The sequence below is a fragment of the Sporosarcina sp. Y352 genome, from assembly GCF_056786535.1.
Map to the genome: position 1 here is coordinate 88572 of NZ_JBXCJE010000012.1, position 24667 is coordinate 113238.

The 24667-nt window shown below is 38.3% G+C and carries 19 protein-coding genes; 8 read left to right on the forward strand and 11 right to left on the reverse strand.

Annotated elements, in window-relative coordinates:
* Positions 1-10: 10 nt before the first annotated feature.
* The 11 genes from AC1TO6_RS17065 to AC1TO6_RS17115 form a co-directional block, all read right to left on the reverse strand.
* Positions 11-991 (reverse strand): hypothetical protein, encoded by a 981-nt coding sequence (locus tag AC1TO6_RS17065; protein ID WP_482102828.1) that lies wholly within the window; start codon positions 989-991, stop codon positions 11-13.
* A gap of 1 nt (position 992) precedes the next feature.
* On the reverse strand, positions 993-2498 hold the full coding sequence (locus AC1TO6_RS17070; protein ID WP_482102829.1) for an ATPase, T2SS/T4P/T4SS family: 1506 nt from the start codon (positions 2496-2498) through the stop codon (positions 993-995).
* A gap of 15 nt (positions 2499-2513) precedes the next feature.
* Positions 2514-3713: a CpaE/TadZ family protein gene (locus AC1TO6_RS17075; protein ID WP_482102830.1), complete on the reverse strand. Its 1200-nt coding sequence runs from the start codon at positions 3711-3713 to the stop codon at positions 2514-2516.
* Between the two features lie 18 nt (positions 3714-3731).
* Positions 3732-4664, reverse strand: coding sequence for a hypothetical protein (locus tag AC1TO6_RS17080; protein ID WP_482102831.1), 933 nt, complete (start codon positions 4662-4664; stop codon positions 3732-3734).
* Positions 4665-4710: 46 nt separating this feature from the next.
* Positions 4711-6204: a hypothetical protein gene (locus tag AC1TO6_RS17085; RefSeq protein WP_482102832.1), complete on the reverse strand. Its 1494-nt coding sequence runs from the start codon at positions 6202-6204 to the stop codon at positions 4711-4713.
* 247 nt (positions 6205-6451) lie between these two features.
* The gene (locus AC1TO6_RS17090; RefSeq protein ID WP_482102833.1) at positions 6452-7423 is read right to left on the reverse strand and encodes a hypothetical protein; all 972 of its coding nucleotides are present in this window, start codon (positions 7421-7423) and stop codon (positions 6452-6454) included.
* Positions 7423-8307: a S1 RNA-binding domain-containing protein gene (locus tag AC1TO6_RS17095; protein WP_482102834.1), complete on the reverse strand. Its 885-nt coding sequence runs from the start codon at positions 8305-8307 to the stop codon at positions 7423-7425. Before AC1TO6_RS17095 ends, AC1TO6_RS17090 begins: the two co-directional genes overlap by 1 nt.
* A gap of 70 nt (positions 8308-8377) precedes the next feature.
* The gene (locus tag AC1TO6_RS17100) at positions 8378-8950 is read right to left on the reverse strand and encodes a P-loop NTPase family protein (RefSeq protein ID WP_482102835.1); all 573 of its coding nucleotides are present in this window, start codon (positions 8948-8950) and stop codon (positions 8378-8380) included.
* Between the two features lie 296 nt (positions 8951-9246).
* On the reverse strand, positions 9247-11133 hold the full coding sequence (locus AC1TO6_RS17105) for a type IV secretory system conjugative DNA transfer family protein (RefSeq protein ID WP_482102836.1): 1887 nt from the start codon (positions 11131-11133) through the stop codon (positions 9247-9249).
* Positions 11130-11972, reverse strand: coding sequence for a hypothetical protein (locus tag AC1TO6_RS17110; protein ID WP_482102837.1), 843 nt, complete (start codon positions 11970-11972; stop codon positions 11130-11132). Before AC1TO6_RS17110 ends, AC1TO6_RS17105 begins: the two co-directional genes overlap by 4 nt.
* Positions 11965-13308 carry a hypothetical protein gene (locus AC1TO6_RS17115; RefSeq protein ID WP_482102838.1) on the reverse strand — a complete coding sequence of 448 codons (1344 nt, stop codon included), beginning with the start codon at positions 13306-13308 and terminating at the stop codon, positions 11965-11967. Before AC1TO6_RS17115 ends, AC1TO6_RS17110 begins: the two co-directional genes overlap by 8 nt.
* Before the next feature lie 1358 nt (positions 13309-14666).
* On the opposite strand from AC1TO6_RS17115, the gene AC1TO6_RS17120 reads away from it, so the two are divergent.
* From AC1TO6_RS17120 to AC1TO6_RS17155, 8 genes are all read left to right on the forward strand, one after another.
* A complete protein-coding gene (locus tag AC1TO6_RS17120; protein WP_482102839.1) occupies positions 14667-15074 on the forward strand; it encodes a hypothetical protein in 408 nt (135 codons plus the stop codon).
* Between the two features lie 3 nt (positions 15075-15077).
* Positions 15078-16538, forward strand: coding sequence for an FtsZ/tubulin family protein (locus AC1TO6_RS17125; protein WP_482102840.1), 1461 nt, complete (start codon positions 15078-15080; stop codon positions 16536-16538).
* Positions 16539-17494: 956 nt separating this feature from the next.
* Complete coding sequence (locus AC1TO6_RS17130; RefSeq protein ID WP_482102841.1) at positions 17495-18454, forward strand: hypothetical protein; 960 nt, start codon at positions 17495-17497, stop codon at positions 18452-18454.
* A 947-nt stretch (positions 18455-19401) separates the two neighbouring features.
* The gene (locus AC1TO6_RS17135; RefSeq protein ID WP_482102842.1) at positions 19402-20937 is read left to right on the forward strand and encodes a hypothetical protein; all 1536 of its coding nucleotides are present in this window, start codon (positions 19402-19404) and stop codon (positions 20935-20937) included.
* Between the two features lie 489 nt (positions 20938-21426).
* Positions 21427-22326: a site-specific integrase gene (locus tag AC1TO6_RS17140; protein ID WP_482102843.1), complete on the forward strand. Its 900-nt coding sequence runs from the start codon at positions 21427-21429 to the stop codon at positions 22324-22326.
* Positions 22327-22525: 199 nt separating this feature from the next.
* Positions 22526-23068, forward strand: coding sequence for a hypothetical protein (locus tag AC1TO6_RS17145; protein WP_482102844.1), 543 nt, complete (start codon positions 22526-22528; stop codon positions 23066-23068).
* Positions 23052-23810: a hypothetical protein gene (locus AC1TO6_RS17150; RefSeq protein ID WP_482102845.1), complete on the forward strand. Its 759-nt coding sequence runs from the start codon at positions 23052-23054 to the stop codon at positions 23808-23810. The genes AC1TO6_RS17145 and AC1TO6_RS17150 overlap by 17 nt, the downstream gene beginning before the upstream one ends.
* Positions 23807-24661 (forward strand): hypothetical protein, encoded by an 855-nt coding sequence (locus tag AC1TO6_RS17155; protein WP_482102846.1) that lies wholly within the window; start codon positions 23807-23809, stop codon positions 24659-24661. Before AC1TO6_RS17150 ends, AC1TO6_RS17155 begins: the two co-directional genes overlap by 4 nt.
* Positions 24662-24667: the final 6 nt, after the last annotated feature.

Below are 24667 nucleotides of genomic sequence, written 5' to 3' on the forward strand. Positions count from 1 at the left end.
GCCCCCTCTCTTAAAGGTCGTTTTTCGGTTTTCTAACAACAAATCCGATTAGTGCCGAGATTCCAACAAATAGACTGGTAAACACAAATGACAGGAATGTAAGGGTGTCTCCAAATTGCAGGGACCACCAGTCTTGCGGGCTTACTGCTTTATACGCGCCCCATAATGACACCGGGAATATAACTACTGCGATAATTGCCTGCAAAGATACATCGACAGCTTCTGCCTTTTCCTCTTCCATCATCTTTTGATGGGTAACCATCTGTTGTTGGAGTGTTAAAAGTGCGGTCGTTACATTTTCTTGGTATATATATGATTTCAATATAATATTACCCAACCGCATTCCCCAAGAATTTCCCGTTGAATAGATGAACAAATCAATAACCTTCCGCCACGTAAGTTCATCATGGGAGGTTTGTAAATCTGCCACTAGACGAGCCAAAACCCGCTTTGCGTCTCTATGTTTCAATTGCTTTTGTGTCTCTGTTAGCGCTGAGTACATATCTGACCTCGATGCACTGTACGAGTGAATCAACGTTTGAACAATCTCAGTCATAGAGCTCCCAATTTCATTTCTAATACTGTGTGCTCTTACATAGAAGTACAGATAGGGAATGACCGCTACCAAAACACTACAGATGAGGGCTATAACTGCATCCCCCACACGGGTTATGATCAATACGAATACGCCAAAACTAATGAAGATATCCACTACTAAAAACGCGTAAACGGACATGTAATCCGCCTTTGATGAACCAATCGTAAGCAATTGATACAAATGCTGAAACCATTTAGATGAAGGGATTTTATTATCCATACCCTTTAATTGTTGGCGTTTCAGTTTTAGTCGATATCGGTAGTGAGTGTACCTAATTTGAAAATCATTTTCCAAAAGCAAGTAGATTACTTTTCCAGTGATAAGTAACAATAGGAGATAAAGAATATAATCGATTAGGTTGAGAAAAATAAACCAAGATGTATCAACAGACATATTACTGTACTCCTTCCAGCAGACTATCTAGTTCACTAAAGTTCTCCAATTCCTCAATTGGGCTTTGAGCGCTCCTCTCTTTTAACAAGTTCACTAAAGTTCTTGTTTCTTCGAGGTCTTCTTCTGCCATAAGTCGTTTTAACCGTTTGCTGATTTTGGAAGAGTAATAATACCTTCCCGTCAAAGAACTATATTGGATTAACTGATTGATTTTGTGCTTTCTCTCTTCATGGTCCCAATAAATTTCTGTTACACCTGTTACACGTTTTTTCTTACGATCACGGTCAGAAGTCATGGTAATAATGATATCGAGCGCATTAGCGACACGCTCCAACTCAATATCAAAGCGACGGGTAGGAAACTCATCCAATGTATGTCGAGTGAGTTGTTCAACAACACGTTGTACATCGGTTAAGTGATATGTACTCAACGCTCCCCTTTCACCCCGTTCGGTAGATTGAAGAAATGCCTCAATTTCCATTGATCGAATTTCACCAACGACAACAAAGTCGTGTTCCATACGTAGGAGTCGCGGGATAACTTTATGAAGGTCGCCTTCCGTTGACTGAAGCTCAAAGAACAAGCGCCCTGGAAAATGTTCTGATAACGCAAGTTCAAAGTGCTTCTCCAACACTGCCCCGATTAGATTTTTAGGACGTTCCCCAATCATTGTTTTCATGAAGGTAGATTTTGCTGACCTGATGGGGCCGGCAACAATAGTGTTCGGCATAGTACGGGAAAGAGCACGGTAAATCGGTATATCCTCTACCGGAATGGTGCCACGGCTTGCTTGGTCTTCCAAAGTAAATCTTTTAACGACGAACCTTCGGAACATTACGTAGTTTTCACGTGATCGGGGCGCCTGAATCATCGTAATTCTAGAACCATCTTCCCGTTCAATTTCAATTTCAGGATTTTCACGGTTTAAAATTGAATCTTCACGACGATGTAAGAACGCTCGCTTAACACGTTCTACTACTGCCGATGAAGCAAACTGCTCATCCTGTAACTCGAATCCTCTTCCTTCGCCTAAGTCAATCCATAAGTTAATACCGTGAATAACAGCTGCTTCGGAATCAGGATAGGATTCCCACTTAGCTAAGACGGATAATCCCCATACTTCATGAAATATAGCTTCGGCCAAGCTCGAATGATACATGGGGTATTCTTTGAATAAGATATTCCGTTCTCTAAGTACGAGTTGGATTTCCTCTACGAAATAATGAACTGCTTTCGCATCCCCAACAACAGCTAAATGCTGACGTTCTAACCATTCTGCATCCGATTGTCGAGGCTCAAGTTCTCCGAGGTCAATAACTTTACGAAGAGCCACCTTAACTATCTCGCAAACTTCTTCGAACCGTGCATGATTGCGACGTTCTATAGAATCTGGCTCTTGTTCCCTTTGTATAAGGACTTCGTCATGAAGTAGTTGGTCAATATTAAATGGTTCTTCGATTGCTAATATTGCATCCTGTTCAGATTCGGATTTATTACTTGTCATCATTATTTCACCTCCTTGTTATGCGAACGTCTTCTCCTTACGAAAACGAGAGAAGAAACCTTTTGTTGATTGTGGGAATTCGAATCCAGGCTTTTCTTTCAATTTATATTGATTAATAATCGCCCGATTTATGGAAAGCAGTGTATCTGCATATTCTTTTGATGCGCCATTTTCATGAAGTAGTTTTTTCTGTGTAATAGCACTTGAACCAAGAGATCCTTCGTCCGGGACTGTTGCCAGAAGAGGGATGTTTAGATTTTCGGCTACATCCTTTTCGGTTGCCAGAGAATTCTCCGGTACATAGCGGTTCAGTACAAGTAAAAAATCATTGCTCAGTGCGCCGAGTGGTTGTAATAGTTGTTCAAATATGTGTGGCCAATACCCCATATAGCCTTTCGGCTCTTGTGTTGTGATAAGAAAGCGAAGGTCACTCCCACGGTAAGCTTGGGCATAACACGCATTATCAAAGTGAGGCCCGCCATCAATAAGAACAACATCAAATAAGTCACGAGCTCGGTCTAACAGGTACTCAATCTCTTCGATTTTGAAATATCGTTGTAATTTGATATCTCGATTGCCGGCTAGATGAAAGAAAGAATCGGGATAATGTTGTAGGGACGATAAGAATTTTTCATCGGTCAGTGATTTTGTTTTCAAGTCTATTTTCAAGTCATTAAGGTAACGTCCTTGATAATCTATGAAGTAGTCCGACGCATCCCAAGGGTTGAGGGATAAAACGAGAACTTTTCCTTCGATACGTTTTGCAAGAAGATCTGCAACATTCAAGAGCGTGGTGGACACCCCTGCCCCGGAGTGTGTGCCGAAAAAACTAGCAACACGGCGTGTTTGTTCTTGGCCATTTTGGAAGAGACTATTTTCAACTTCCTCTTTTAATTGTTCAACCGTAAGGCTTTCCTGCAAAGCAGTAACCTTATGTGCTGCACATGTCGCCTGAACATTTTTCTGAATATACATATTTTGCACATTCGTCGCACGGTAGAAGATTTGTTGCGAAGGATAGTGAAGACGTAATTCCTTCAGTTCAGCAACCGGTAAAATAACGCCATCTACAAAAATGGCTTTACACGAAACATTTTCCGTGATAATTGCATTCTGAATAACATATTTAAAATGGCTGGATTGTTCGAAAACAACCTTAAAATTTGGATTATCAGATAGGACATACAGATCATAAGTTGATTCCGTAAAATCTTTCATGAATGAATTCCCCTCCCATCAGTTATAAGTGATATATAGTTGGTAGCCTTCCTGTGTGTAACTCATCAAGAGGCGGTGATTTTCTTCATTTAGTAAAAGTTCGAGATTTGCAATTGTACCATTAGAAGTTAAACGTTCTTCATCAGAACCCGTCTCACCTGAATGGATTTCATTTCCGGAACCATCTTTTGCATACGCCACAGGAATATTTACCAACGCAGGGATGTCACCTTTCTTCACAAGGTTTTCCCATTGGTCCTCCGTCAAACCTTTTGACTCAAGTAACGCTGCACGATCTTCTTGGTAATTCAGAACTTGTTGTTCTTCACCTAATAGATTATTGGTAGTTAGATGTGACAGTCCCTTAGTTTCTGCAATAAGGATTCGTTCATCTTCGTACTTTTTATTTTCTTTACTATTCAAGGCCGTTTGTTTTGCTTGCGCCTGTTCCTGTTCAGGACTTTTGCCAACATACGTCATATCACTAGGATTGCTGATTGTAGAAACTTTACCAGTTTCTACATTTGCCACTAGGTATATATCAATCGTATCTTTTCGACGTAGTGTAGCTGGTAGCGCGTAAATCCATTGATTTGGGATTGGTCTAATTGCTTCCCCCTTTTCAGGATTAGGAACAAAATCCTCTAAATCGATGTAGCGCTTGCTGATGATTTGGTTTCCCACCATTGTTTGAGCTGCTTGTTTTCCTAGAATCGAATTTATTTCATTCGATTTAAGATAGCCCTCAATAGTTGTTGCCCGATTCCGCTTTTCAATGAGTAGGTCATCGCTTTGGATTACATCGTATTTCTGTATAATGATCCCAGGCTTCACGACAACCACTTCTGTGCTCTCAATGTTCTCCTTAATAATCAGGTCCCAAACAATAATGAAACCGATGCAACTAAATACACTTAAAATCCCTAGAATTAATTTAGTTTTTGTTTTCATGACTAACCTCCGAATATTTACCTAATCAATATTGCCTATTATCTGATTACTTGAAGTACATATAAGTCATAGCAATAACACTACAAACTGCAATCGTACTCGCAATGGTTACCCAAACCTTCATTTTCACATAATTTGACTTAGTAACTTTTTCAACTTGAAATTCGGAATACAAGTTATCAAAAACCGTATCCGTATCGACCTGTTCTTTGTATGGTTTATGATGTAGGGGCAGTGAACTAAAGGTCGTATCCCCTCCATAAATTTCCTCTAGGTCGTTAATCAAGTCACTAGAAGCCATTGGTATCGCTACATGAAAAGGAACTTTACCGTGTTTTTTTATGAAATCTCCAATTTTAGAAAGTTTCCAATCGGCCCCACTCGCGACAACAATTCGTTTCTGAGCTCTGAAAAACTCAGTGAACATGGGAGTCTTTTCGTATGCTCCTAAATCTACAACTATAAATTGATATTGCGATAAAAACGGAATGATATTTTCAGTTTCACCCTTATACGGATAATGTGGAATGTCTTCAACATAGAAGGGGGTAACCATTTGTTGTTCCGATTCATCAAATAACTCACGGATATGTTCAAAATCACCACTTGTGCTAGCTTCAACAAATGCAACAGTGTTGCCCTTACGTTTAAGGTAGGATGCAAGCTGTATGCTCGTATGTGTTGCTCCAACATTTGGACCTATACTCGTAACAGCCATGATTGCAGTACCTATTAGACGATCACGATAGATGGTCGTAGGTAGAGAGATTAGTTCATTTCCATTTTCATCTGTCGCACGTTCTCGTTTGCCTCGACCTCGTGTTCGACGTTCACTTCTTGAGGGATGCTCCACTGTGAAAATTCCTGCATCTTCTCTTTCATAATCTTGTTCTTCAATTATTGATTTCGTATTTTCAACGGGTTCGACTTTATTTTCAGGTGTTTCATCATCCCGTATTTCATCAACCGGTTTTTTTATAAAAGTTGTATGAATATCCTTTGCAACCGTTTGAAATCGATTGAGTAGACTTCTTGTTCCTGTAGGCTGCAATTCATCTACAATCCCAACAGGTTTATCACTATCCTCTTCAACGAAAAGAGGTTCTGCTAAATGACCCACACCGAATCGTGCAACGTTTGCAAATCGGGGCGGTTCTGATAATTGTTCAATTAGCAAAGATACGGTAATTTGTCTGTCTGAAAAAATATCTAGAACATTGTGAGCAACAAGTGAACGTAAGAATTCATCTTGTCTATGACGTTCACTTAGCACAACAACTCGTAGAGAATCTTCATAACGAACACGCCAAGAAGAAATTAACTTTAACAATTCAATTTCATTTTCCTCTGCCGTTACTGTATCGGACGGTAGGAATACATCATGAAGCACAATGATATCCGGTCGTTCTATATCCAATAACTCGGGTAGAAAATTCCGATGATAAACATCGTTATCCAGTACATCAAATCCAGCGACTGAAAAATGCATTCTAACAATGCTTGAAAAATCATCGTTTCCAATCGCTAAGAGTAACCTCACTAGTAACCCCCCTTGCCTTAAACACAAAAAAACCCAATCTTTAAGAAAGTAACACCGAAGTGTCAGATTTCTTAAAGATTGGGGTATTCCCATTATGTTTGTATGCAATTAGTATAATTTGGGATCCGAGGCGATATGTTTTCCGCACACCACCTCGGGGTTCTTCTCTCCAAGTAAAAAACCTTGGGAAAAGGTGTTATGTGCATAATTTATCATAAGGCAGGATAGCTGTCAATACTACATACCGTTATATCTTTATGTTTCGGAAAAAACTGACACCTATTCGTTTAATCCCATCCTTTGATACTTGTGCACACGCACCCTCCATTCCTTTTTCCGAATGAAACCATTCATCTATCACGAACCAGATGTCAAAAGGATACGTATGCAGTCTCAACTGTTCCTGAATGAAATTGGCCATACTAACGGAAGATACGGAAAGAGCCACAATCTGTAGAGGAACTTTTTTAAAGCCATCGATAATGATCATCTTATCCCGTTCATAAAGATAACGATATTCCTCTAGACGCATCCGGAAGTATCCAATGAAGTTCTGAGACATTTGTGCACGGTCTATTAGTATTTGTAACTCACGACCGTCCGATTCTACGCTCATGGCCGCAAATGGTTTCTTGAATTTTGACAAGCCACCAACAAACGGATGCCATGACCACGCTCGTACGTTTCCTGATTCGACTGCTAAACAACGCAGTTCGTTCATCGCGACGTAACGTTGGATTGCCATTGAGTTTTGCTGCCATGTATCCGGCGAGGCAAATGTACTTTCACTATACAAATGGTTCATTAATTTATACCCACCAATACCCAATGTATGCGGTCCAGGCGGTCTGATTACTTCTTTACCATCTTCTTCAATAAATGCTAGGCGGCACTTGTGTCGTTCAATCAACCCAAATTTACTTAGATATTTAAGGTGCTTACTCGTGATTGAGGGAGAATTCACTTTTGATAGGTAACGGCGAAGCTGGTTTTCATTGGCACAAATCGCATCTGCCACCACTTTCAAAACCCTTAGCTGTTCTTCATTCAATCGCATCCGGTTTATCATTTCCAACCCCTCTTCGATTCGCGTTAACGGTCGATAATCGTCGGGAAGTGCAATACTCGATTTGAAGTTGGGATGATCCCATATGGAAGTGGTGCCATCCATACGGGGGAATAATTGAATGGCTGCTTGCAGCTCATTTTGTTTTATCATTACTCAAATAAAAAGGAACCCAAGTCTTTTTTCTTACGCTTCCCTTGAGGATAACTTAAAATCGTGACACGTCCTCTTCGATTCTTAGGATCAATCTCGCCAACCCGGCATGTAACCATATCACCAATATCCGGCTCTTCAAGCGCTCGAACTTTTCCGGCTTTCAGAACGACTCCGTTCTCGACTTCTACAAACAGTCCGTGAATTGGATGCACTTCATCTACGCGTCCTGCGATAATTTCTCCTTTTTTCAATGTATCAAGGAGTGCGTATGGATCCGGGAGTGCTTTTTTTCGCGATACACGGATTACTTTTTGTTCTAAATCAAAGAGAACGATTTTGACTTCAATCTTCTCTCCTTGCTGTGCATCAATGACATCCCGTTCGCGCCAAGACCACTCATTTCTGAACATGTATGTATCTTGACCGCTGATCCGAACATAGATAATACCTTTTGGCATGTTGTAGCCTGTGACGATGCCTTCAAACACTTCATCTTCAAGTCTATCCTGTTCCCTTAGCCCCTCAATACGGTCCCAAAATTGCTGACGAAGTTGTTCCGCCGCCTGATTGGCAGATAAAACCGCAATTTGGTTATCCAAGTCAAGGTCCGTAATAATAAACGATTCCTTATGCGTTACAAATTGATTATACGATCGATACTCTCTGTCGCGGAATGCAGATGCAGGGCAGTAACCCGTTACGCCGCCCGGCAATGCAACAATTAACATTGTTTGCTCAACCGATTTTATTACGCCTTCCACTTCAGTTGGGAATTTCATCGATTTAATACTCCGAATGACGCCTTGTACAATTTCGCCATTACGACGTTTGGCCGACAATTCCTCTAATGTTTCTTTATTATCCCATGATCTAGTTACCATGTGATGACACTTCCCCTCAAAATTAGTTTTTTTATCAATACATTAATGCAACTCAGCTACATTCTTATGTTTAGTTTTCCACCATTACGGCAGACCCACGTGTAAGGGTGACGGTAGTGTTGGCTATATCAGTTCCAAATAGAAATTCAGAACTAAAACTCTTGCGAGTCCTAAAAATAGCTAGATTATCGAAACGAGATTTGATCGACTCTAGGTAGGTCTGAGATGTCGAGATATGGTCCAATGTTTGATATGCGACAATGGCAACTTTGTCCTGACAGACATCCATAAACGAATGAAGAACATCTCCATTACCGATAGTGAGGGCACCTTGATCTACAACCACAACTGTGAAATCCTTAATAAACGTATGGATTGAATGAAATTCAACGTCTGTCAAATCTATGCCAGGGTCCTTAATCTTGAAAATAGATAACTCTATCGATAGGTTGTCATATTCAGCCGAATCGGATTCAAGACACAAGACGCCAATCCGTTTCGATGTGGAATTAGCATCAGCTGCATGAGCCTTAATCAAACTTCTTAAATAGTCCGTTTTCCCAGTGCCTGCTCCCCCTATGATGAGTAGTGATTTGTTAAGTAACTCCTCTTCTATTGGTTCTCTATTGTTAATGATTTGCACGTAAACACCTCCCGTATGTGAATGATTTTCTATATCCTTAACTGAAAAACGAAACCCATTTTCGCAAAAAAGAAAGCACCCCTCACAGACCAACGATATGTAATCGTCAGTTCTGCGAGGGGTGCTCCCTTACGCTTATATTTGGATGTAGTTCTTCTGATATGGATATTGTACAAATAGATTTCAATTTGTGCAAGCATATTCGACATAATCAAAACTGTTCAAACCGTTACAACAGTTACAAATACCAGACCTAAGCGCCGCTATTCAGCAATGAGCTGGCGGCACAAGTCCCCTCACTGTTCATCAATCTCCAATCCGAGTTTCTTCACGAAATCCTCATTCTCCTTACTTAACTCGCTATCAACATAACCGGTATGTGGGTAAACCTCCACTGCCTCCGTCACCTTTTCTAAAGATGCTACGGCTTCCGACAGTGGCATGTCTTCTTCGTCATCGGTCCACTCGTACACCAGGCCTGTAAGGTTCGGACTATCCGATATCTGTGGTTCTTCGATAACAGGCGGCACGTTTCGCTCACCTGGTCCCACTTCTGCTTTAACTGGAATGGAAGATTCGGATACATGAACTTCATTTAGAGTCACAATTTGGTGTTTGTCCGCTTTAGCTGTGTTTACTTGTTCAGCAAAAACCGTTAGATGTGACGGTCTATATCTTTCCTGGTAGATAACTTCATCTCTCGGATGTGGGTCGACTGTTGCCCGCACAGCATGTTCAATCATATCAGGATGGATTGCCTCGGCAAGTTTCTGAACATGTTTTTGCTCCTCGATGTAGTGTTCAGCATTCTGTACTTCCGTTTCCTCAACACTTACGATTTCTTGTTCAATCACTTCTTTTGTTCCGTACAGGCGGCGCTCACGCAACCAAACGTCAACCGCTTTTTCATTTGCCAAAATTTTTGCCTCTATGAAATCTTCTTTCGGAACGAAATTTGCAGCAATTTGAACAACCGGCATTGGTTTATTGTTTACAACAATCTTCACAGCACATTGGAACGCGTCCTGGAACATGATGTCGCCGCCTGACATGGATTGTTCACGTACCTTCGAATAGGAGGAGCCGGAACGGGACATCGGATCTTCTTGAAGTGGAGATACCGACATTTCACTTTGTCCCTCTTCATATACAGTCTTCTCCCCAAACATATCCGAGAAATACTTAGCATCAAAGGAAGGCACGTCCCCGTACACCATTCGATTCCGCATTGTCCCGATTAGTGTGGTCATGTAGTGCTCGCCAAATTGGTCGGCAAGCTGCGCAATGGTTTGCTGGAGTGTCGTGACAACCACTTTATACTTACGTGACTGTGCAGGGAATTCACGGAATGCGTTATACAAATAGTCGGGTGCTTCATCAATAAGGATATGGTGAAAAGATGAAACCTCCGGCATTCTACGGAATGTAGCATTCTGCAAGTTCATAAGAACGATTTTCCCCAATACGCGGGCAAGGTTCACAAGCTCCCCTTTCGCTGTATTTACAAGCAGGACGCCGCCTACTTCCATATGCCTGTCGAAGTCAAAGTCGCTTTTTCCAAATAACACACGGCGGATCAAAGGGTTCGCCCCGATATCATTCAAAATATTGCGTAGTCCCTGTACATGTTCTTCTTTCGCATCATAGTACAATGCCTCACCGTCATCGTTGTACTCCGCTACCATCATATTTCCTGCCCGAGTAGTCTTCGGTAACAAGTTCCAATCAAACCATTCATCGATCCCCTGTACAATCTTCCAATAGTTCCGTTCGTCTCGATCTTCATATTCCTCATAGTTATCAGGAAATGTCTTTTTCAATAACAAGTGCATACTTCGCACAAGTTGCGGACTATTGTACATATCAAGCAGCGTATCAAACGTTACTTCTTTTTCAGTATCATGTAATTTCGACAAGTAGATATAGTGTTTTAGATGATTACGTTGCGCCTGCTCGAAGAAGAAGTTTCCGCCATCTTTCGAATCATTCAATCCTGCGATTACCTGCGCAAGTACCTCCGCCACTTTATCAACGGGTCCACGCATTGGATTAATACTTACCGTATTTGGGTCAAGTGGATTGATATACGTAATAGCTTCATCCGGGATTCCGTGCGCCTTAACCAGTTTAAGTGTTTTTTGACAAAGGTCATTCGATGGGTCAATGACGGAAATTCCGCTCATGTAATGCCCCCCATGGCCTCAGTCTTAAAGTCTTCACGCTCATAAATCTTTGGGTAGTCATTGATATACGAAACCATATGGTGCAAATCTTGATTCAACATCGGTAAACCGAGTGCCGCCGTCTTCCCTGTTCCGATGGAACCTACTATCATGGTGTTCAACGTTCTGTCTCGACCAGGCATCAGGACCATTTCTTTAGTGATGGTATTCAAACCAAGTTCAATATCAGGCCATTTCTCTTTTTGCTCCAGTTTAGAGAATCGCTGTAGCCACTTCCCATTCCATTGGTATTCAAAAAAGGGCTCATTCAATTCCTTATCATGTCGCACATACCGAGTAAGAATAAATAGAGAGATGAATAACATGATAAAAACTGGCATCATCGTCACCATTAAGAAAAAGCCGCGCGTATGTTCAAATACAATCGATTCAAAAAAGCTATTAGTTTCAATTACGGTGGTAAGTTTCTCTTGGAAAAACGGAATAAACCGTAATCTAGCCTGAGTCATCCCATATCCCGCAAGACATCCCCAAATGGTTAGGATGGCTAGGAAGAAAACAAACACACGTAGTGGCTTTGATTGATAAAAGGTCACCCGTGTACTAAGGAGCCAAGTAAAGCTTGCAAATCCTCCGAATAAGAAAACTATCATCAGGGGTATGGAATTACTTTCACCAAACAAGTATGCCGCATAGATTATTGATTCCTCATTGTACTGGCTCGCAATGATAGTTGAAACCTTCGACCAACTCCACGCGAATAGATACAGTGTGATGAAAATTAAGATTGTACTTAACAGGAGTGGAAACTTTTGTTTCCAAATCGACTGCTTATTCATCAAGCTGCCTCCATTCTTTCTTCAAAGGCGAAACAATTAATTTCAAAGCGGGCGGTTCCCCGGTTTGAAAAGCCTTTACCCAACTAGCAGAATCGGTCTGCCACATATCACACGGAACTGCTTGTCCATACACATCTTCGAGCATACTGTCCTCCACGTCATAACACACCAAGATACTACTGCGTGGCTGCCGCCCCGATTCATTCAAAGTAGAGATACGCTTTGCGTTAGCGCCAATTAGTTGATGTGTGATGACAGAGCCCTCTTCACCGTAGATTAAAGCAAACGATTTCGCTCTTCCTTCACGCTTCGGTTGCAGGGAAATGTAGAGATCACAATCTACCTCCCGCCGCCGCCGCGAATTAAACAGCTTATCTTTGTCTAGTGTAATCAAATCAAACTTATCCCGAAGAACATGCGTTGCTTTCCGCATCCAGTCATCAGCGTATTGGAAGCGCTCGTAAGGTGTGAATGGTTCAGCATAACTAAGGATACGTTCGACCAAAGGCGGCGTTCTATTAGCTGTAACCACATAGAACGTAATATTCTTTGGCCACTCTGTAAATGGAGGAATCATTTCCTTCAAGGACGCAATACGGCGTTTCCGATTATCAGAGAAATTCACCATTACGGAATCGTCGGCCACTGAGAAGATAACAATCAATTCTTTCCCTTCTTCCAGCAATTGTTCTGAACGTTTAACATAACGTTTGTACTTAGAGGATATTGGATCCCTTCGTTGCGTTCCCGTGTCTAGCTCTAGACAAACAAACCGATTCCCCTCTTCAAATACCCAATCCGGAACAATCAAGTTACGATGCAATTCGTTTGGAGTATTCGCAAACTGAGGGTGAGCCGCCCCCCTTTCATGAGCAAAACTAGATAAATCAAACTTCGGAAAACAATGAATAAACACATGGTTCGCAATGCTCGATGCAGCTTTTGTATGACGAGTAGGAACGGTAAGTCGATTATTCATTTGGTAAATCCGTTCACCCTCCTCTTTTTTCAGCCAGCCCAATGTAACTAGTGCATCCAATCCCCTACTACCTAAACGGTAATGGTGCGTATAAAGGTTTCCACCGTCAGCAAAAACCCTTTCTTTCATTTGGACAAAGATCCCTGCAGCACACAGTCGCCCGAGACGATTTGTTATTCCATTTGAATTTCGAGGTGTCGGTCTCAGAGATTGTAATAACTCATGGATACTTGAAGAACGCATCGATTGGTGGATCAATAACTGCTTCATCAAAAACAAGTCTTCATCATAGAGATAGACTCCACGATTTCCACTTTGGTCCGCCTTTAGACATAACTCCGGCTTTCTATCAATCATTTGTAACAGTCCTTTCCAACAAAAAAAGTACCCCGACCAAAAGAAAATACAGCGATAAACTGTATCTTAAAATAGTCAGGGTACTCCTGTTTTCTTTTATTTAATTTGCACTTGCCCATTATAACAGCCTAACAAGAACTTTGCTAAAATATCTATTATTTAGAACCTGTAAACAGCGTTGTAATTGGCTTTTTTAGAAGTTGCAAATGCGGGATTTCCTTGTGTAATAATTGGGTGGGGAAACACCTTGTAAACACGTTAGTGAAATTACAATTAGTTTCACTTCTAGACACCCCAAGAGCATATGAGAAATATAGGTTTATACCCATGTGCGGGACACACGGGTAACCCACACACTACTAAACAGACGTTTTTAACCCGTGTGTGGGTTAAGACAAATTAGCCGTGTGCGGCTCTGTTCTTATCCTCTATAAACAAACTAAATACATATCCTCTATATTTGCCTTAAATCTGCCACGGTTTAACACAATAATGGATGACGAATTCATTACAACATTCTAAAAAAGACTTAATATTATGGTGAGAATTTTACAACCCTATTGGCACTGGCTAGTTATCTTAATCATCAATTCAGACAGATCCAACCGAAATCAGCATTATTAACGTTCAGTCATATCCAAAACTAAAATTAATGGGTTCATTCATAATAGATAATTGTTAAACTTGTTGGCTCGAACTCTAGGAAATAGGCCAACAAGATATTCAAATCACTTCCCATCATTCTCAATAACCATGAATGAACAGGCATATTGAGTTTTTCACGGATACTATTATCCAAATCGGTTGCAATTTATTAAAATCATGTGCAATCAATTTCAACGAATTGTACTAGATTATCTTCTCCCCTGTGCAATTAAGTAAAATAGTAACTCGCTTCCATAAGGAAACAACTACTCAACACAATTTGAGTAGTTCCATTACAGACATATCATTGAAGAATCACAAGCGCTCGCATATTTTTCATAGTGTCTACTATAAAGAACTATGTAAAATGCAGATTTCTAAAAACGACAACAAAAGCTTTAGTAGCAAGGTAAACTCATAGTGTCTATATAGGAATTAGTATGATATTCACAAAAAAAAGCTGATAGATTCCAATAGAAAACAACGTGAAAATGAAAAAGCAAAACCTATATCTATAGGTTAATAGGTTTAATACCAACAATAAACGAGCATAGTGTCTTTAAAAGGACACTATGCAGAAAATCCTTTGTTGGCGGTTATAAATCGATTAAATCAATAATACATAATCACTTGATTTAACTAAAAATGTTTGATATAGTATCTTAAAACAGACACTATGTTTTAGGGTAATAGAATGATAGGAGGGAAACCGAGTGGATGAAGAACTGCATAATGAGTTTGAGAAGACAAAATTCCCAGATGAAGTAGTCCAGATGTTTAAAAAGATTCTTGAAAAAGACGAAGTTCACCAAAACGTATTAGCATTTATTGCATTAAAACAGACCGAAAAGGAAAACGTATCCGTTTTACAGTTGATTGAAAACATTACAACAAAGAGACGCGTTAAAATATCACAAAAGAAAAGCTTTCATTTCGAAGTCCAAGAAGCTCAAATTGATCGTAAATCCGCTGAACGTATCGTAGATAAGTTATCCAGCATGTCGTTGGTCTACTATGAATACATGGCACCTTATAAATTGCTCTTCCTCACATATCGGGGCGCTCAAGTGTTTAATGCATTAAAACAAAACAAACAATTAGAAATTGGGGAGGAAAATTAAATTATGGCTAAATCCTTTATTACAAATAAACCGGCAATAAATATGACAATGGTTGGTTTCGGACAAGCAGGTTCAAGAATGGTGGATGAATTCGCTGCTTTTCAAGATATAGAAGGCAAATCTACTTATAATTGTTTGGCCCTCAACTCGAATGATGGCGACTTGGAAGGATTGAAAAATATACCTGAGATGAACAGGGTTTCATTAAACCTTGGGGGGCTTGGAAAAAATCCGGAAAAAGCTCTCGAAATCTTAGAGGAAAACGTAGAGGTTAAAGAAAAATTGAAAAGTTTTATACGAGATAAAGTTCGGCCGGAAGATCAACTTGTTCTATTTTTTGCAGGACTAGGCGGCGGAACAGGTACATCAACCATTGTTAAAGCAATTGAAGAGTTTTACGACTACCAAAACAAACCATTAATAATTAAGGAAATCGAAAAAATGAAAGCAACAACAGATCCTCAAGAACTTAGAAATAACCAACAAGCATATGCCAACAAGGCATTTGCCAAAGCGCGTGAAAAATTCGTTAAAATCGGAGTAATTGTAACACTTCCGCTTCGCAACGAGGGTCCTGATGTGCTGCGCCAGGTAAATGATTTTTCTCAACAAATATGGAACTTAGCCAAAAATCCCACAAAAGGCATTGCGTTCGTAACGTTTGCTGATAATCAACATTTTTACGATGATTTTAAAATTACACCTGTTAACAGCCGTAATGGAGTTACCAACTATCGTGACTATGGTAATAAACAGATAGCAGAGATATTCCATGAACTCAATACAGCGACAACTGAAGGTGGTTCGTCTGTTACTCTAGACAGCGCAGACTTTAGTCGGGCAATAACAGAACATAATGGGAGTTTGGTTCTGTCGAAAGTTGAAACACCAATAAAGTCCGTTAGAAATGGTGATACCATTGTAGATTTGTTTAAAAAATCTTTAAGTCGCAACAGCCTACATGCCCCCATTAAACTAGTACGAAAGGAAAACGGAAATACTATTACAAAAAAGGTCCACCATGTCGGTATTTTATCCATTCTAGACGGCCAAAAAGATTTTGATGGAGGTGCGTTCCTTGATGAAGCAAGAAATTACTTACACCAACAATTGCCGATTAACGGCACCGTATTCTCCGGTTATATTAATGCGAAAAACGATTTTAATGCAACAACTTACACATTCTACAAAGTAGATGGATTACCTGAAAGATTGGAAAAAGGATTGGTAGATGAATACAAAGAATTTATGGAAAGAAATCGTGAAATCAAGTATGAGAATACCGAAATAAAGTCAATTAACGCGAACGAAGAAAATCAATTTAACTTTGATTTAGAAGAATTAGGTATACAAGACCTTTTCGGGAAACCAGATGACACTACTTTAGAAGAAAACGATTCAGTTGATAATGGCCCTTCAATGGAAGATTTATTGGCAGATGCTCTGAACCCCAAGGGGAATTAACATTATAGTTTAATTGAAATAACAATAAAGGGTTCATTTAAGAATGAACCCTTTAAAATATAGTTCGTTTTTCTTCAAATCACTTCACATCATCTTCAATAATCGTGTTTAGACAAGCATATAGTTGAGTTTTCAAGAAAATTATAACTATCCAGCAGTCCCTCACATTCATTAAAATTATTTGCAATCAATTCCAATCAATTGAACATACTTACTCAAATATAGTTTGATAAGATTTATAACGCATGTTCACTCTTCTCAAAGCCCTTCCCATCATTTACAATTGGTCGCTAAATTCCAATCAATTTCAACTAATTGCACTTGATTTAACCTGAGTTGAGTCTATTTCTTCAAATCATTTCCCATCACTCACACTAATCTCGTAACAGCTGTGGTGATCAATGCTTTATTATGAAGCCAGCATTATTTACTATCTGTCATTTCATAAAAAAATGGGACCATTCATAATGTACATTTGTTAGACCTGTTTACTTAAAGCATCAGGAAATAGGTAACCTAGATATTCAAATCACTCCACATCATTCTCAATAACTAATAATATACAAGCTTGTTAAGGGTTTTTCTCGATTAACGCCATTATCCAAATCATTTGCAATTAGTTGGAATTGATTGTAAATGATTTTAATTAATTGCAAATGATATAAATTGCAATTGAGTTTATTTCTTCAAATCACTTCCCATCATTCACAATAACCGTGAATAGACAGGCTTACTCTGGATTTTCTGAGTATATTACTATTGTCTATTACTCACACAAAATCATCTACAATAACTATTGCAATTGCAATCAATTCCAAAATATTGCACATGATTTAAAATGAGTTGTGTTGATTTTTTCAAATCATTTCCCATCAATCGCAATTATTAGCCGTAAATCCCTTGTCATACCTACCCATTAAACCTTATAGTTAAGTGAATAGAAGGGATGTGGTGATGTGAATCATCAAGAATTAGTAAGCCATTATAAAAACAAATTTAATACAGATCCTTTACTTAGGCGCATTTCAAATGAAGGGCTAGAGGATATTCTTTTTAAGGATGAAGACTACTTCTCAAAAGTCACATTTACCGATACATATTCATCGAAGCAAGCTGCTGAAATTTTAAATATGATTGGTAAAGAACAGACATTATTAAATTATATAAACCGTAATGATCTGGGTTCCTACCTAGGTGTTTATAAACAGGAACGATTCTATAGATATGATTGGGTATCATTATTTAAGTTTAAAATGCTTCTTGTATTAAGTAAAAATGATTTTGCACCGATAGATATAGCTGCAATTATAGGGACTAGGGTGGAAACTGCTGCAACAATTGATGCAAGAGAATATAAGGTAGAATCAAGAACAAGTACAAGTACAGATACTGATTATCACGAAATTGCTAGAAAACTAGCCGCAGAAAATCTGAATCACTTAATGGCAACCATCAAGTCATATGAAGAATACAAAGAAATCGAAACCACTATTAGATCAGAACAAACATTGTTACAACTCGACTTGAAATTAAATGGTGAAAGAGCATGGAGCATTCAGGGTCGTATAGATGACTTAGATGGGTATCTTGCATTCATGCAGACAACCAACGCTTCCATTGAGAGTAATCAAGCAGGTGGGATGCTCTCAAGATTGTTTAAACGAAAATCTCCAGCACAAGATGGATTGGTTGAGGGATTAAGTTCATTTGAAGAAAAGAAGTTAAAACTACAGGAGGCATTAGAGACTACGAAAACGGACGAACAGGAAATATTATTAAAAATAGATGAATCACAAAAGAAAATCGATACATTGAAACAACTTTCTCTAAAGAATCATTTCCAATTCAGCGAAATCGAAAACAATGAAAGGGTGATGAACGATGTTCTTACTTCAGAATTCAATGAAGCTGACTAAAATAAGCTTCGCCGGTATGGTTTTCTGCTTAGCAGGACTGCTCGTAATTCAGTACTTCAAATAATGGATTACATCAATAAAAGACCAATATAAAAACCCGTAGTTATGATAACTACGGGTTTTTATTACCACTCACCGCCGAAATTCTTTGAAGAGTTCAAAAGACTCGTTTGGTAAGATTTTATATGATTGTATTTAAAATAATATCATGACTGAATACAATAAGCAATTAGAAAACTATTGAACTTAAAAACTATTTGCGAAGTATGTAGTAATTTGCTAACATGAATTTAACCACTCCTGCGAACGTAAATCGTCGTATGTATATTCAAAAGTAATCCAGAGGATATACATACGAGGATTATCGTTTATTTAAGCATGAATTCCTTGCTTAAATTGAGAATTCTAAAGTTGATTTCATCAGACTTTTTCTGTTTTAAGACAAAAAAAGAACTTGTTTACCAGACAAGTTCACGGACGATCATATTTTTTTTTTCGAGTACCAGGCACAGTTAACACCGTTCTCTTCTTGCAACGAACAATAGGAGAACATATCAGATCTTTATTGCTACAACTAAACACTACCAATTAAAGATTACCGATTACCAATTAAATACTATAGATCAACTTGTCAATTTTTTTCGAAAAATTGTACAGGTCGTCTTTAATTTTGCCTTTTAGGGCGTGTGCGGTACATATTCATAATACCAAACTGCTAACCCTTATGCAATACATTAATGACGAGATTTGTAGGGATGAAAAGAAGTTGTTTTCAACTACTTTTGAGGTTGTTTTTTCGTAGATGGCGGTTTTTGACTTTTAAATAAGACAAACCCTCATGTATTCAAATACACGAGGGTTTGTCTTTAATAAAAAAAGACCGCCATCAAGATTTCAAACGACCTATATAAACTTGCTAAATCATACAGTCAATTGGGGGCAGAATAATGATTTCAAATATATTAATGACTAATGTGAATAATACCAAAAGCATTCGATTAGCAAAGCCAAGCCAAAAATTGGTCCATAGTTTCGGAAAAGGTTTACTAGAGATATCGGGTTCAACCATGGACTTTTTAATGTATCTAAGCCCGTTTATTGATCATGATGGGAAGATTATAATACCCTTAAACCAGGCACGCTTTGACCTTTCTATGCAATCTAATACATATGCACGTGTCCTACGTGAAGCTAAACACCACAAACTTATCGTTCAAATTGGAAATCTATACTATTCACGGTTTCATATCCATACGAATGGCTCAAATAGCGAATTAAGCTACATGAAGCTAATCAACGCGTATTCATCCATGTCCATACGCGCTTATTCCTTACGATATAAGCGTCTTTTTTATTATTTTACTAGTGCAACACGTATGGGTGATTGGAGAAAAATACATATTGAAAACCTCTATCGTAACAAAGTCCATAAAGAGGGGACAGGTGTCAATTATTTCGAAACCTTCCATGAAGTTTCAGAAGCGCTTCTAAAACTAATACGTGACGGCTTTATAGAGATTAAGTTGAATAGTAATCAGTTAAAGAACACACATGTTCAAATTCTTACAGCAAAATCACCTTTACTTGAAGAACGTTTCTACTCTTATTTTAGCTTTTCCATTGGACAAAAAAAGAAGCGGACAAGTTTGCGTCAAAGTAGAGAACGTGTTATTCAGGTTAGAATATCCCCTGAGACTGTGAATGATGAACTAAAACTTACTGCGTCAAAAACGGAGTTTATTCAATTTGCAGATGCACATCATATCGCTTGGAATGAAATGAGTTCTATGAATATAAATTATATTCTTGGTTATAAAAACGACTTATACAGAGTAGCCGGACATACTGGACTTGCGATATATCGTAAGTCCTTGCAGGCATTTTTAAAAGACAATGCATATAATCTATTACATTTTGATAGAGAAGATAAGGTTGCGAACTACTTCATGGACTTTTATATACTTACGGAAATTCGTAAGGTGTTAACTGGTGCTGCCTATCACGACAAGTGGATGCCTCGTGCAGTCAACTCTTTTTGGAAAGCCGATTGGAAAATTGTCGTCTGTAATGAATACCAGGTTGATTATAATACCATTGGGGAATTATTGACGTTCTATAGTGAACGCGGTTCAATGAATCATAAAGTACTTTTAGATGGAGAAATAATGAAGATGAAAGTAGATTATTGTCAACTTTCATTTAATAAATCCGAATGGCTGTATTTAAAAAACGAAGTAGAATCAGAGTATGAAGTGCAAAATTCAAATTTCCTAAAATCTGATACAAGACTTCGACCAATACATGTTAACCCCATTGAGTGGCGGAAATTTATGATTATCTGCGCCGAGGATGGACTTTTTGTACAAAAAGAAGCATTTGATAGGCTGCTAAAACAAAAACGCAAACGAATGCAAAATTTTACCCCGCAAAGGGTAAAGGTAAGGCCTGTACCAATGTATAACTGGTTAATTGAACAAGATTAACTAATTAGACTCCATTTGAAAATTCATATATCATAAGCTGAAATCTTTTTTGAAAAAGAGGTTTTCAGCTTATTTGTCATTCCTTCAATTAATTTCAAACACATTGGTTAAAGCCATTAGCTCAAGAAGGGTTGCTATATAGGTCGCTTAGTACTGATAAACCAGGTATTTAACAAATATTTCCCTTATTATATCTATTAAAAATGTTGTCTTTCTATTTGATAAGTACCTAAACTATTAAAAGGATCCTAATAAGGGGATAAAAATATCATTAGTTATTACCGTTTTTATCCAACATCATCGAAACATAGACGCGCTTTGTGTTCCTTAGGGGCGCATAGCCTTCGAGTGTTTTTCCTATTCTGTTTGTAATTTGCTCTTATAATTAATCTGGTTGAGTATATTTAATATATAGAAACGGTCATGTTTGTTTGAAAGGGTATAATTTATGCTAAACTTAATTAGACAAAGGGAAGGAGTGAAGGGAAGATGCCTTATGGATATGAAAAGTTTCGTTTATCTAATGGTATTAGTCCGAATACGGTTGTTCATGAAGTAAGAATGATACGTAGCTTAATAGCTTTCATAAATCAAAAGTATAAAAAAACGGTTGAACCCCACGAAATCCGCCCTGTCGATATTAGAGAATACCTAGATAATGAACGCTCAACAGATATTAAAGATACTACTGTCAACCGAAAACTAATTTTTATCCGTGGATGGTTTGACTACCTCTGGCAAAAAGGAATAGTACAAGTAGATTTCATGCCAAAATTCAAATATGCTAAAAAGTTGGATTTAAAAACTGCTAATGATATTGAAATAAATTATGCTGACTTGTTACACATAAAACCGCAACTCTTAAAAGATCATAAACCCACTTTAACCGCCAAACTGTTGTTTATATTTTATATGAAGGGGATACGTGTCCGGGACATCATTCAAATAACGATTGATAATATTGAGGATTATGGTAACGAAATGGCAGTATGTATAGAAAAAAAGTCACATGATGTCCACTACCTAACGTTTACAGAACCAGAAGAGGTAATTGTATTAATATCTGGAATTGAACGAGCAGTCTTTCGAGGTGTGCCATATCTACTGTCATCAAAGGTGGCCGGTGAGTATGTAAACCTTCGACTGGGATCAATAAAGGACCACATTGTATCCCTATCCGAATACCTCGGGATTCAATTTCGTTCAGAAGAAGTACGCTTCGCATATGTCCATTACTTATATAAAGTTCGGAATATGAAAATTGAAGAGATTCAAGAAGAATTAGGTGTGAATCTACACACAACTACGCGACTTTTAAAAGAATCCCTTGAACGAATGCAAAGAGTCGATTATAATGTGGAAAGAACAAATAATAGTTTGGTAAATTAAATATATAACCGGGAGCACCCCGCAGAATTAAGCGAAGATATAAGTCTTCGCCTTCTGTGTGGTGCTCTTTTTTTAAAAAAAAGAAAGGGGGGAAATCTGCATAATATTAATTCTTGTTAATATTATGTAGCTACTTATGCGTTCAAGCAGGCCCTTAGAAGATTTAATTGTTGCTGTGTTTTTCTCTGAATGTCAAATCGTGAAAACCCCCAAAGGGAAAGAAGTACACTTTAATTTAGTGGATAGGAAAGTTTCACTCTTTCATAGCTATGTCCATCGCAATGGCATTGAAAATCACATTCGTTATGATATTGAAACCAACATTGGTCATATCAAACAATCCATAATACTAGAGAGGATTCTACAGGAATGGACAACGGATGGAATGGTTACTGCCATTGATCCACGAATGGTGAAGACAAGTACATTCTTGTTATGGATTTCTCTATTTGCACGTAAAACTAAAAAAGGTGTTTCAGTTGATACAAATTTACCGGGAGGGATTACAAAGGACATACCCTATTACTTCGGGAGTTATTTCAATGCAACCCTTTACGTGAAAGGTTCTTCTTTCGACATTAAACCATTTCATTCTGTTGTCACTAGGTCCATCACTGCTCAAAGACCTGCTAACGAGATTCTAGAGTTTAATTATCTACTTCCGGAGAGCGAAGAACTCATTTTTAAAAAGGTGATGGCTGAGAGAGAGGCTGAGGTTTCCATAAATGGATATCAAGTCTAAAAGAAAAACTATTGTAGTATTTAGCCTAGTAATTATGATCATTATTACTTCCGGGTGTTTACCAACAACGTTTCAGAAAGAAATTGAGAAAACAGAACAAGAGAACGAAAAAACAAAACAAGAAATTCAACAAGAAAATCCAGGGCCGAGTCAAGTAGACGCTGCTCCTAATGACGTTGAAATATCACCTGAACAAATTAAAGCACTAGAAGACATCAAACAAACTACGCCTGAAGAGGCTTTGTTGAAAAATGATTTAGACAAACGTGTAGAAGTCGGAAAAGATGTACCAATAGAACGTACTTTATATACTGACAAAAGTGAATTTAGTCGTTATGTCAGTCATTTATTCTACCTGTATCATACGAAACAAATTGAACCAGTTAACTTTCAAAAGAAGCTGGCACCACATTTTCATGAAAGCTTTAGAGAACTATTACCAGATTCAACGAAGGATCAAATGAGAACTTTTGAATTGTTACAAGAACAATTTTTAATTCATCTACCTTCTCCAATTATTGATTACACAATCACTAATATTGAGACAAATCCACGTACGAGCGAAAGTTCCTTTTACCGGATGTACACTCTAAATAACAAACAAAAGGTATATTACATGACGATTTTTCAACAATCACCAGTCAATGGTCAGTGGCTTCTAGTTGATGATAAACCAGCCCCGCCTTACGACATTCAGAAAGTAGAAGAAAAATCAAAGGCAGGGGAGGACTCGGGAAATTGATAAACCATAAAGATGAAATCTATGATGTCGTGTGGGCTAAGTTAAAAAATCAACTTAAAATAGATGATGATTTTAAAAGGGAGTTGCAGGCTCTATACTTCTTTTACGAGCGCAAATTATTGGGATTTGCAAAATCGGATGAGCAAAAAAACCTAATACTCAAAGACTTTGAAGAAGTTGTTTTCAGTCAATATTTTCAAGGTTATTATGTAATGGAAAGCATTTTGGCTGACCCTGAAACAGAATTGATTGATAATGTATGGACTATGGGATTAGGGTTTGTAAAAAACGAAGTACCTAAGTTTATGGGAAAAGTATTTTTGGAAGAAAATTTTGATTGGACACAAACAGGTGTCAGTCATGCCTTTGGAATTAAACTTTTAGAACATATTGAGCCTGCATACGATATCTACAAGCAAATCAGGATAGACGTAGCGAACTATGGAGCCTACAAAGCTTTCATTGATGATGATAGGTACATTGGTGTTCCGCAGGAGAGTGGCAGTGAAACATTATTAGGAACTCCTTTTGATCTTGAATTCCTTTCCCCACAAGTATATATGCAAGCACAATATTTCACAGCCCAGCATGAAATATGGGGCTTATTTATGTGGTCTACTGTTCGCGATGATGCATGGGTTGGTTCTGTTCATCTTTCGAAGATGCCTATTGCCGAAGATCTGATATTTCTGTTGGAAATATCACTTTCAAACACTATAACGAAGGATGAGAAGATGGACATCTCCAATTATTTAATCGGACAATTGCCGATGGACATCAAGGCTATTCTACAAACTCGCCTTTATCATATTGAGGATTTTGACGTACTTATATCTGCATCTAGTCAATAATACAAA